The sequence below is a fragment of the Pseudomonas sp. GX19020 genome, assembly GCF_023371075.1.
Taxonomy (GTDB): domain Bacteria; phylum Pseudomonadota; class Alphaproteobacteria; order Rhodobacterales; family Rhodobacteraceae; genus Pseudogemmobacter.
In genome coordinates this window covers 1-10,842 of sequence record NZ_JAMCCR010000031.1, presented here as the reverse complement: position 1 = coordinate 10,842, position 10,842 = coordinate 1, and the positions used below count along the sequence as shown (strand labels likewise).

The 10,842-nt window shown below is 58.7% G+C and carries 14 protein-coding genes and 2 pseudogenes; 4 read left to right on the top strand and 12 right to left on the bottom strand.

What is annotated here, in order from left to right; genetic code table 11:
* The coding region (locus M3484_RS23340) for a transposase (RefSeq protein ID WP_249499485.1) at positions 1 to 146 on the top strand (146 nt) is incomplete at its 5' end.
* A 60-nt stretch (positions 147 to 206) separates the two neighbouring features.
* Here M3484_RS23340 and M3484_RS23335 read toward each other — a convergent pair.
* From M3484_RS23335 to M3484_RS23315, 5 genes and pseudogenes are all read right to left on the bottom strand, one after another.
* On the bottom strand, positions 207 to 1,292 hold the full coding sequence (locus M3484_RS23335) for a nucleotidyl transferase AbiEii/AbiGii toxin family protein (RefSeq protein WP_249499483.1): 1,086 nt from the start codon (positions 1,290 to 1,292) through the stop codon (positions 207 to 209).
* Entirely contained in the window at positions 1,289 to 1,942 is a 654-nt protein-coding gene (locus tag M3484_RS23330; RefSeq protein ID WP_283258559.1) for a DUF6088 family protein, read from the bottom strand. The genes M3484_RS23335 and M3484_RS23330 overlap by 4 nt, the downstream gene beginning before the upstream one ends.
* 115 nt (positions 1,943 to 2,057) lie before the next feature.
* The gene (locus M3484_RS23325; RefSeq protein ID WP_249499481.1) at positions 2,058 to 2,282 is read right to left on the bottom strand and encodes a DUF2274 domain-containing protein; all 225 of its coding nucleotides are present in this window, start codon (positions 2,280 to 2,282) and stop codon (positions 2,058 to 2,060) included.
* 2 nt (positions 2,283 to 2,284) lie between these two features.
* Positions 2,285 to 3,340: a TraB/TrbI/VirB10 family type IV secretion system protein gene (locus tag M3484_RS23320; RefSeq protein ID WP_249499480.1), complete on the bottom strand. Its 1,056-nt coding sequence runs from the start codon at positions 3,338 to 3,340 to the stop codon at positions 2,285 to 2,287.
* 82 nt (positions 3,341 to 3,422) lie between these two features.
* Positions 3,423 to 3,713: pseudogene (locus M3484_RS23315) on the bottom strand (TrbG/VirB9 family P-type conjugative transfer protein); the annotation flags it as partial.
* A 55-nt stretch (positions 3,714 to 3,768) separates the two neighbouring features.
* Between M3484_RS23315 and M3484_RS23310 the strand changes: the two are divergent.
* Entirely contained in the window at positions 3,769 to 4,269 is a 501-nt protein-coding gene (locus M3484_RS23310; protein ID WP_249499478.1) for a recombinase family protein, read from the top strand.
* A gap of 54 nt (positions 4,270 to 4,323) precedes the next feature.
* The gene (locus M3484_RS23305) at positions 4,324 to 5,094 is read left to right on the top strand and encodes a recombinase zinc ribbon domain-containing protein (RefSeq protein ID WP_349306289.1); all 771 of its coding nucleotides are present in this window, start codon (positions 4,324 to 4,326) and stop codon (positions 5,092 to 5,094) included.
* A 126-nt stretch (positions 5,095 to 5,220) separates the two neighbouring features.
* Here M3484_RS23305 and M3484_RS23300 read toward each other — a convergent pair whose 3' ends face one another.
* The 7 genes and pseudogenes from M3484_RS23300 to M3484_RS23270 all read right to left on the bottom strand — a co-directional run.
* Complete coding sequence (locus M3484_RS23300) at positions 5,221 to 5,766, bottom strand: hypothetical protein (protein ID WP_249499476.1); 546 nt, start codon at positions 5,764 to 5,766, stop codon at positions 5,221 to 5,223.
* On the bottom strand, positions 5,754 to 7,007 hold the full coding sequence (locus M3484_RS23295) for a hypothetical protein (protein WP_249499475.1): 1,254 nt from the start codon (positions 7,005 to 7,007) through the stop codon (positions 5,754 to 5,756). Before M3484_RS23295 ends, M3484_RS23300 begins: the two co-directional genes overlap by 13 nt.
* Before the next feature lie 72 nt (positions 7,008 to 7,079).
* Positions 7,080 to 8,390, bottom strand: a complete 1,311-nt coding sequence (locus M3484_RS23290; RefSeq protein WP_249499474.1) for a type II toxin-antitoxin system HipA family toxin — start codon at positions 8,388 to 8,390, stop codon at positions 7,080 to 7,082.
* Positions 8,387 to 8,746, bottom strand: coding sequence for a helix-turn-helix domain-containing protein (locus tag M3484_RS23285; protein WP_249499473.1), 360 nt, complete (start codon positions 8,744 to 8,746; stop codon positions 8,387 to 8,389). Before M3484_RS23285 ends, M3484_RS23290 begins: the two co-directional genes overlap by 4 nt.
* A gap of 157 nt (positions 8,747 to 8,903) precedes the next feature.
* Positions 8,904 to 9,122: a DUF2274 domain-containing protein gene (locus M3484_RS23280; protein ID WP_249499472.1), complete on the bottom strand. Its 219-nt coding sequence runs from the start codon at positions 9,120 to 9,122 to the stop codon at positions 8,904 to 8,906.
* Between the two features lie 2 nt (positions 9,123 to 9,124).
* Positions 9,125 to 9,997, bottom strand: coding sequence for a TraB/TrbI/VirB10 family type IV secretion system protein (locus tag M3484_RS23275; protein ID WP_249499471.1), 873 nt, complete (start codon positions 9,995 to 9,997; stop codon positions 9,125 to 9,127).
* A 101-nt stretch (positions 9,998 to 10,098) separates the two neighbouring features.
* Positions 10,099 to 10,323: pseudogene (locus M3484_RS23270) on the bottom strand (hypothetical protein); the annotation flags it as partial.
* On the opposite strand from M3484_RS23270, the gene M3484_RS23265 reads away from it, so the two are divergent.
* A partial coding sequence (locus tag M3484_RS23265) for a hypothetical protein (RefSeq protein ID WP_249499470.1) occupies positions 10,317 to 10,842 on the top strand: 526 nt, incomplete at its 3' end. The pseudogene M3484_RS23270 and the gene M3484_RS23265 sit on opposite strands and share 7 nt — an antisense overlap.

The following is a 10,842-nucleotide window of genomic DNA, read 5'->3' as shown; positions in this document are numbered from 1 at the left end:
AGCGCCGCTACAAACGCCGCAACCGCATCGAGATCATGTTCGGAAGGCTCAAGGATTGGCGACGAGTTGCAACCCGATACGACAGGTGTCCCATTGTCTTCCTCTCAGCCATAGCCCTCGCCGCAACCGTCCTCTTCTGGCTCTAAAGTTAATGAGTCTGGAGCCTAGGTCATGTGTGGAACCTATCACCTATTTCCTCCGTTTTCTCAGGCATCTCCGCTTTCGCCACCCAATTCCGTTTCCTGTTTTACAGAGTTCAGCGCCACTTCGAGCCCTGAAATACTCTCTATGATCGCTTCAAAGGCAGGCGCCTCGCCAAAGATCATGCCTGCCATGGCGCGGTAGTCGCGCCGGAGATCATCAAGCATCTTCCCCTCGGGACGAATAGAGAATGTCGGCGGCGCGGCGGTCGCCAGGTCAAATGCCGGACGATTGAAGAACATTCTGGCATGCGCGACGCAATCTTCGGCCAGATCGCGGTCTTTCAGCGCGTTCTTCCCGGCGTCCGAAATCAGAAGTTGGCAGACATCGTAATAATGTCGGGACACACGCTGCCCGTCGCCTCTGAGTTCACCCCGGTTGTCGAACCAGCGCCTGAGCCCGTGCAGTATGACTATCTTGTCCCACAACGTCCTCTCCACATCGACCGTCGTGACGTCGGCAACACCGAGGTCAACGCCAGGAACGTCAGCCTCGATATAGGGCCGAATGATGCGCGCCGAATTGGGATCGAGGGCAGATTTCGCCCCGGATTCGATTTTGACTGCCTTTGCAATATAGTCGTCCTCTGGTGTCGCCGATGGATAGCGCAGGTAGAGTGCCTGGCTGTCATGTGGATCAGCTTCGACCCGGAAATGCCCGGAACTCAATCCGTTCCTCTGCGCAGCTTCTTCGACGATCCCGGACAGACCCGTCAGGCATGGCCCGTTGATATAGGCTTCACACGCGGCCTTGATGGCATCCAGAGCCTCGCCACGCTTCTTGCCGCTGAGCGCCTGCAACTCCTCGATGGAGGCCGATTCCCCGAGATCGTCCCGAAACACCGTGACGTCGATGTCCTCCGAAAAGCGCCGGATCAGGCCAAAGCCTTTGGACAGCGACGTGCCCCCCTTGAACAACAGGCGTGGCCGGTCTGTCAGACCGTTGAACAGCGCATCCAGCGTCCAGCAAACCCAGAAGTCCTTCTCGACATTCTGCAGCGTGGTTCCGAGACGCTGGGCCGTGGTTGTGAAGACGCCCGCCCTCGTTTGTGCGTCGGCCGCAAGAATCTGATCGTATGCGGGATTCATCATGAGGCGGCCTGTTCTTTCAGCATCGGTCGCAGAAGGTTCTGCATCCAGGCGGGAAGCGACGCCAGACCCGCGGACAGATCCTGCCGCAGTGCCGGACCGTCCTTCGGGTCATGAAGGATCATGCCCAGACGTCGGGCGAGAAGTTCGTCACCGTCGCCCTTCCCCAAAGTATCGCGCAGCCAATGAAGTGCCTGAACGACGCGCATGGCCGGACGACCTGCCCAGTGAAGTTTGCTCGCCGCAGTCGGCTTGAAGACGATTTGCAACCGACCGAGCGAGATCGGTTTCAGCCGCGTATCGGCGTGCACGACCACTTTCGCGGGCACCGCATTGGTGAAGCCGAGATCATTGGCGGCTGTCATGCCATCAACCAGCACACGGATCTGATCACGCCGCGAGATGGCGTCGATCACGCTGCGCGGATCCGGGGGATTGGCCTTCTGCGTCAGTTTGTTGAAGGATGGCCTGTCATAGAGGCCGCGATCAATCCGCCGCAGGGTTCCTGCGGTGGTCAGGCGTTGCAGCGTCTTGTCCACCGCATCCCGCGCTCCAAGGTCAAGAAAATCCCGAGGCGTCCAGACCGTGCTGGAAGCCCCTGCCCCAATCCGCGCCAGAACGGCGCTCTTCAGATATGATGCTGACTCTGTCATGTCCGAAATATGTAGCATAATTTCGGACATGCTGCAATTTTATGGTCCGAAATATGCATACATTTTTCGGACAACCTCGCCGGGTGGTCCACTTGCATCCATCAGGGAAACGCGCTCACTTTCCATCGCCCTTCCGCGCCTTTGCAAATCCCCGATCCGTCGCGAGGAAACGCTCGAGGATGGGCACGATCAGGCGGACGGGCTCGACCGCCCCCTGCCCTCCCGCACGGCCGAGGATTTCGCCAAAGAGAACAAGATCCCGATGCAGCCCTGCGGGCAGTTCCACCGTCACCTTCACCGGCTTGTCGTCGGCTGGCGGCGCGAGTTTCGGCTTGACCATGGTCACTCTCCCTGCTTGCGGAACACCAGATCCCGCGTGACGATGATCCTGACCGGGAAGCCCGGCCGGACGGTCAGCGTCGGCGCCACCTGCATCTGAAGCTGAACGATCTGCTGGCCGACCTCGCTGATCGTGTCCTGAGCACCATCACGGATGGCGCGAACCAGCCGGTCCTCGTCATAGGCAGCGAGTTCAGAGCCGATCGCCAGCAGGGTCGCCAGCCCTGCGGCCCTGAGGACATCGCCCCAGTGATAGTCGACGCCATCCTCCAGCCCGGCATAGCCGGCAGCATCGGCACCCGGCAGGCGTTCCAGCACCAGCGAAGAGCCATCGGGGAAGATCAGCCGGTTCCAGACCAGCAGCACCCGGCGCTGGCCGGTGCCGACGTCGGAATCGTATTCTCCGATGATGCGTGTGCCCTGCGGGATCAGCAGCAGGGAGCCGGTCGGGCTGTCATAGACGGGTTCGGTGACCTGGGCGGTGATCTGCCCCGGCAGATCGGAGCGGATGCCGGTGATAAGCGCGACCGGGATCACCGATCCGGCCCGCAGGATCCAGGGCGAAGCCGGTGCGGCGATGCGGTGGATCGCCACGGTCTGGCGATCCACCGGCCCATTCAGGAAGGCCGTCTGCGGATCCTGTGCTCCTGCCGCGCCAGAGAGATCGAGCCCTGCAAATCCGGGAGACCCCGTACCTGCCGCGCCTCCAGCCCCCGGTGTGGCCGGGAAAAACACCCGGCTCAACCTTGCGGCCTCTTCCTCAGCAAGGCGGCGCTCCTCATCGGGATCGGCCGCAGCAAGTGCCGCGATCATCGGCGGAACCACAGGCAGGCCCCGGTTTTGCGCATCGAGGATCGGCCCACCCAGATCGCCGGGCAGCGGCGGGCCAAGGATCGGGCCGGTATAGTCGCGCGGCAGGGAAGCCAGCCCATCGGCGGTTGCGCGGTTGTCGATGGAGTAAAGCTCTTCGCCGCCATTCGCTGTCTGACGAGTCTGGAGCGCATAGATCAGCGCGCCCCCGATCATGACCAGCGCAATGGCAGCGGTCCCCGCCAGCATGCGCCGGGACAGCCGGGTGACGCGGGCGGCTCGGCGCGGAGCCGCATCGGCGAGGCGGTGTTGGATGCCTGTTTGCCGCCGCTCATGACGGTACTTTCCCGCTGGCTGCTGTCTTCGGCACGGTGTCTGCTGGTGTCACCGCCGCCTCCTTCGGCTCGACGCGTAGGATCCGCACCACCTGCTGGCGCCTGCCGCTGCCGAGGCGCAGTTCGGCCGCCCCGAAGAGCCGGTCGACGATCAGGATATCGCGATGGACGCGGCTATTGGTGATCTGCGGCTTGCCATCCGGGCCGAGCACGAAGATGGGTGGCATCTCGCCCTGGACGATGCCGCGCGGGAATACGACATAGACCTGGCGGCCATCATCGAAGACCGAAACCGGCCGTCAGGGCGGGCTGCTGCCCTCGATCTGCAAGCCGTAGCGGTAGTTGCGGGCGGCTTCCGAAGGAATCACCGACGCGGCGGACAAGACCCGTCGCGGCCTGCGCGGCCGGGTCGAGGACGGCAAATCCGGCGGCGGCCTCTGCTACGGCTATGATGTGGTGAAGAAGTTCGATGATCGGGGTGAAGCGGTCCGCGGTGATCGCACTATCAACGAGACCGAGGCCGCCGTCGTGCGCCGTATTTTCGCGGATTACCTCGAAGGCAAATCCTCCCGGACCATCGCCATGGAACTGAACCGCGAAGGTATCGCCGGCCCGCAAGGCAGCGAATGGGGGCCATCCACCATTCACGGCAACCCGAAGCGCGGGACGGGCATCCTGAACAATGAGCTCTATATCGGCAAGCTGGTCTGGAATCGGCTCCGCTACATCAAAGACCCGGACACCGGTCGACGGGTGTCACGTCTGAACCCGGAAAGCGAGTGGGTCATACAGGACGTCCCGGAACAGCGCCTCGTGGATCAGGAAGTTTGGGATGCGGTCTAGGAACGGCAGAACCGCCTTGCCTATGAACCCGCCAAAGAGACCAGCAACAACTTCCTGAACGATCGACGGCGCCCGAAGCATCTTTTCGCGGGGCTGATCAAATGTGGCTGCTGTGGTGGCGGTTATTCGATGATCTCGAAGGACCTGCTCGGTTGCTCGACAGCGCGCAATAAAGGCACCTGCGACAACCGGCTGAACATCCGCCGCGATGCGCTGGAGGCCTCGATCCTGAACGGATTGCGCAAGCACCTCATGGAGCCAGAACTGTTCAAGGAATTCTGCGCCGAGTTCACCAGGGAGGTAAACCGCCTCCGCATCGAGCGCGGTGCCGATCTGGAAGGGTGGAAGAAGGAACTGGTCAAGATCGGCAAGCAGATTTCTCAAATCATCGATGCGATCACCGACGGCATGTACCACCCGTCGATGAAGGAAAAGATGACAGGACTTGAAGCCCGCCAGGCTGAACTGGAGGAGAAGCTTGCCAATGCCGACGAGCCCCCTCCCCTGACGCATCCCAATATGGCCGGGCTCTATGCGCAGCGGATCGGGCAGGTCTATCAGCACCTGCAGGACGAAGACGGCCGCACCCAGGCGGCCGAGACCTTCCGGTCGCTGGTGGATCAGATCACGCTGATGCCGGACAACGGTGAGTTGGCGATTGTGCTGCGCGGCGATCTCGGTGCGATCCTGCGCTTTGTTGCTGGCAAGAAGAACCCGGACTTCCTCGCGGAAGCCGAGGCCTTGGACAATCTGCTATCGCCGGAATTTTTGGTTGCGGGGGCACGCAACTACCGATACCGACATTCTCTTCAAGTACCGGTGTAAGATGAGTTTCAAAACAGCGCCGGCATATGAGACCGTTTTCTGGAAAACCCTTTAGGCCGAACTGAAGCTTTTGAGCACTATCACCTGCCGAGTGATTTCACGGCAGGGCCCACAAGCCGGGAATGCTTATGGCCGTTGACTATCGCTGTGAGCGTGATGGTTAGATATCAGCATCGTTCCGTCAGCACCTGTCTCAGCCACCATTTTTTCGCCGAATTCCGAAAATCCGGCATCTGTGCCATCAAACTCCGCAAGACGGACTGGGGTATTTCCGGTTTCCGTCCAAGTCACCTCGCTGCCCCGTTCCGAAGGTGTAAAATCGATCAACTTTGCAAAGCAACGATGCGCTTGACCAATTGCCAACTGCCCTAGGAGCAGCATGGCTAGCCGCGGAGGCATCGTACCCTCATCGGAAACTCCGGAAGTAAAAGACAGCTTCTCGTCGATTTCTCCCGACATCTGAAAATATGCCATCTCAACGGTGTCGGCAGCATCTTCGATCTGCTCTTTGCTCAATTTTAAATCAAGCACACCCGCTTCACTACATAGCCAAGAAGCCATGGAGGCGACGTTTTCAAGGTATGTGCCGTAATCTCCGAGTTCCTGGTTCAGCGGAGTATTCACCGTCAGCTCTTGTTTGGGCGAATTCGGAGCTTCACCTACAATCTCCACCAGCAGTGTTCCTTGTCCGATGTATCGTATAAGCCGAAACACATGGCCCCACTCATCCAAATTGAGGATGCTGGCGTTGATCGCATTACCATCAGTGGAGAAGGCAATCTGTTTGTTACCCATTTCAATATGAAATAGGCTTGTTCGAAAAATGATCTTCTGATGCTCGACAGGGATCTGACGAAAAGGCGCGGTTTCAACGCCCCCCTAAACGTCGCCGGGGTGCCTTTGCCCCCTGCCGGACGCACTCGGATGCGGCATTCTACAGTGCTCGCCGGACGCAAGGTGAGCGTCGCTCGGGTCCCCGCTTTGACTGAAATTTGGCTTGTGGGAATTGGAACTCCAAATCTGTTGTCGATCGACTGCGCTTCAAGCAATTCGATAGGCTTCTTCCCAAGGAGAAAATCGACGATTTCTTCATGGCTTGAAACTTGGAACTTTGTCTTGAGCTCGTAGCGTGCTCGTTCTTCGTAGCCGAGATCAGTGAGCTGCTTTTCTTTTTTCTGGCGGTATTCTTTCGGATCAGCACCGCAAATCTCGGCAAGGCGCGCTTTCAACGCCTTCCCCGTCAGCTTGAAAACCTCCCCAGCGTCCGCGGCACCAAACGTTATTTCGCGTTCGTTTAGACCTTTTCCATCCACTTCTGTAGAAGCAACTCTCAGGCGCTTCAACACACGTGCGAGTTTATCATCGAAGATATGAATGAGACTCGCAGACGTAAATTCCAGTTCATCATTTACGACGAATGTGCAGATCAAGGCGGGATCGGCCGTTTTTGCAAGCACTTCGCAGGCGGAGAGTGACAACGAAACTCTTCCCGCGTCACGCTCCCAAATTGTCTTAATCTGGATTCGGCATACGCATCCCTGGACTCGGCGAACTAGCGGGAGATCGTCATCTTCTTCCAACGGGTGCTCAACGATATAGTCCCACCCCATCATGCCGCGTCCAGCTTTATTCGCGATCAAGCCAGCATCTTCACAAAGCTCTTTGAACCGAGCTTCGCCTTTTGCACCAAGTGCGTCGTCGTTAGCTTCCTTGATTCCATTTACTTCCCCCCAACTCCATAATTTCGGAAAATTAAATGTAGAAATGTAGGTGAAAAGTAGAATAGGCAGCCACCACGGCCCCAATAAACCCGAGAGGCCCGCACCTATAAAGGCCATTGCAACCAATACAAGCAAATGCCTTCTATACGAAAAATGGAAACGACCATTTTCGCGGGTAATTTCAATAGACAAGCGACACCCCTCCAGATTTTCTAAAAACGTTCCATGGAACCCAGATAGAATTCTTACCAGTATTGACGCAAATCAAGTTTGATCGGCTATGTTCCTGCGCATCATTCTATGGATTGAAGTTGCCACGCTCTCGGTAACGCCTGCTTTATCAGCATATTCTATCCAGTTTTCGACATGGGCACGCATGTCTTGGACGATGCTCTCAGCCTTTTTTGGTTTCATCCCACAAAAGGCGCCAAACTGAATAAGATCAGACAGCTCGAAACCATCACGTTTGCCATTGAGGCTCATCTGGTGCTGGTGCGTCCAGCTACCGTCAGGATTATAGGCGTAGCTCACGTCAAATGCGGGCGACAATCGCCATTCGCCTTTCCTGTTCATGAGGAATGCGATGTTCTTGACATGATCGTCCTGGTTTCGGATCAGGATATTGAACACAGCCCGGCGGAACTGCTGTTCAATGTCGTAAGCGGGAAGATCGAGCAATCGGATCGTTTCGACAGCCTGCTCGTAGGAATAGGCGCCGGCCGCGTTGAAGTCGTAATGGCGAAGCGCCGCAAGCGATTGCATGTGCAGCTTCTGACCGCTGGCACTGCGATCGAAGCGACGTGTCATGAAATGCGAACGACCGCCCTCAGTGTGAATACGGCATTCACTCATGTCGATGCCTGCGGCGAGCGCGAGGAGATAGAAGCCGTATTCGATCATCCCGAACCCTTGCGGGTCTGCCAGTTCCTTGTCCTTGTTGTTCGAGATACCGTCGAACTTCATGAGCCAGTAGCTGAAACCCTCACCGGCCTTGACCTGACCTGAACGGAACTCTCCGGTCTCCTCGTTCCAAGCTAGGATCGCCTTCGCGCGAGCGCCACCGGCGGACGTTCCAACCCGGAGGATTTCTTCAAGCATTTCCCGATCATCGTCACCCTGCAAAACGCCTGTCAGCTTCTCACGGTTATTCAGGACATCGTTGGCGAGTTGCGTCAGAGCGTCAATCTCAAGGACACGGGATTTTCTGGTAGTCTTGAGGATGGTCGGATGAAACTCCAGTGCGCCCATGCCACGCGTTCCAATGTAGCAAAGGCGTTCGACCGGATTGAAACTCCCGGCCGATCTTCCCTGCGCCGCAAGCCATGTGTCGATCAGGGCATTACCGAACTTGTCAGGCAAGGAGTCGGCAAGAAGACCCGGAAGACCTTTGAAGGCATCCCGCGGTAAGGCCGGGAACTCATAAGGATTCGGCCCAAGCCGCATCATGATCGGCGCCAGTTGAATGTCGCTGGGAACGAACTCGGGCATATACTGGAATACACCCACGCCACGCTCTTCGATCCAGCTCACAGCGCCAATGTCTTTGCCCCAAAGGCGAACGGTTGCGTCCGTCATTCTTCATCTTCTCCCCACGCCCAGTCAGTTGCTTTCCGGACGGCGTTGCGCTCGCGAGCGCGTTGGCGCTCATGCCCCTCATGTCTGATGCGCTCAACCGGCCTGACATCGGGATCTGGCAAGGCTGCTGCCAGCCGATCACCGAGGTTGAGCGCCGCCAGCACACGTATCAGCGTGTCGAGAGAGACATTCTCGCCAGCCTCAAGCCGCTTGATGCTTCGGACTGATGCGCCGGTCTCGTGCGCAAGGCTCGCCTGAGTTAGGTTCCGGCTGAGGCGAATACGGGCAATCCGCGTACCCAAGTCGCGCAATTCTCGCTCTACCGTTGTGAAGCCCTGTGCCAAAATTGGGGCCATATCTAGCACCTCATCCAGAATAATCTAGTTAGAGTGCATTATATGGCCCATAATTGTACTTTTCAACAGGAAGCCAACTAGGGGTCATATTCGACCCATTAAATAGCAATACAGCATATAACGGGCCATATACGACCCCATTTAATCAAGCCGCCCCTCAAGTAGCTCGCCTCGCCTTGGCGAAACCACGATCCGTGGCGATGAATCGCTCAAGCATCGGCACGATGAGCCGGACGGCATCGGCAGCGGGCTGGCCGCTTTCGCGGGCCAGCACCTCGGCATAGGCGATAAGATCGCGGTGGAGCGCGCCCGGCAGCTCCACCGTCACTTTGACGGGTTTGTCCTCAACAAGCGGTCCAAGTTTCAGCTTTGTCATGGTCAGTTCCTGTAAGGTTCGAGTACGAGATCGCGGGTGACAATGACCCTGACGGGATAGCCAAGCCGGACGGTCAGCGTTGGCGCGACCTGCAACTGGCGCTGGACGATATGCTGTCCGGCCTGATTGATGGTGTCCTGCGCCCCGTCGCGGATGGCACGGATCAGACGGTCTTCGTCGTCGGTCGCCAGTTCCGTGCCGATGCCGAGCAGCGTGGACAGGCCGGCTGCCTTCATCAGATCCCACCAGTGGTAATCGACGCCATCCTCCAGACCGGCATAGCCGGAAGCGTCAGCACCTGGCTGGCGCTCCAGCACGATGGAGCGGCCATTGGAGAGGATCAGGCGGTTCCAGACCAGCAGCACGCGGCGCTGGCCGAAGGTCACACCGGCATCATATTGACCGATGATGCGCGTTCCCTGCGGGATCAGGAGCAGGCAGCCGGTCGGGCTGTCATAGACATTTTCCGTGACCTGCGCGGTGATCTGTCCGGGCAGATCGGAACGGATGCCGGTAATCATCGCAGCGGGAATCACGGCCCCTGCCTGAAGGATATAGGGCGAGGCTGGCACCATGATCCGGTCGGTGGCGACGGTCTGGCGATCTACCGGACCATTCAGAAATACCGTGTGCCGGTCCTGCGTGGCAGGCTGACCGTCAAGGTCAAGACCCGTAAGGCCCGGAATCGTGGAGCCAGGTGCGGTCGCCGTCCTTTGGCCCGACTGGAAGAACACGGTGCTGAGACGTGCAGCTTCTTCCTCGGCGAGACGGCGCTCCTCGGCAGGATCACGAGCTGGTGTTGCCATAGCGGGCGGAGTAACGGGCTGCACCCTGTTCTGGGCGTCGAGGATCGGGCCGCCGAGGTCTCCCGGCAAAGCTGGTCCCAGGACGGGGCCGGTATATGGACACGGCGGTTCACACCGCTGCCGCTTTCGGTATCGCCGATGATCCAGCGCGCCGTATCGCCTGCCGCGATCGGTCCCGCGCCGGTCAGGCTCTCGCCCGGCTCCAGCGCGATATTGGTGATCTGTCCCGGAGCCGCATAGACCTGATAGAGAGCGCCTTCCGACCACGGATAAATCTGGATGGCGTTGTAATAACCCTCGCGGCGCGGTTCGACACGGGCGGCGGCATTGGCACCATCCTGCGCGAAGACTAGAGCGGCGTGTGCTCTCCGGCCTGAAGGACCGGATGATGGCACCTGAGATCGTTGAGGAGGCGATGCGCGCTTATGCGGAGGAGACCAACCGGCTGAACCGGGAACGCCGCTCCAGCGGCGATGCCTGGAAAGCAGAACTGGTGAAGGTCGAGAAGCAGATCCGCGGCATCATCGAGGCGATCAAGGCTGGCATGTTCCATGAGAGCATGAAGGCTGAGATGGACACGCTGGAGGCTCGTAAGGTCGAGCTGACCGAGCTTCTTGCCGATGCGCCAGAGGACACGCCCGACATCCTGCCGAGCGCCTCGGCGATCTATGCGAAGAAAGTTTCTGCCCTGACCAAGGCGCTCAATCGCAAGGAGGAGCGGCAGGAAGCGGCAGAGACTTTGCGTGGCCTGATCGAGAAGATTTCGCTGACACCGGGCCCGGAACGCGGCGAGATCTACGCAACGCTGCACGGCGAATTAGGCACGATCCTCAATTGGACGGAGCGGCAAGCCATTGGAAAGGCTTCCAAAACAACAAAACCCGCAGCGGATGCTACGGGTTTGTCGTTATCAG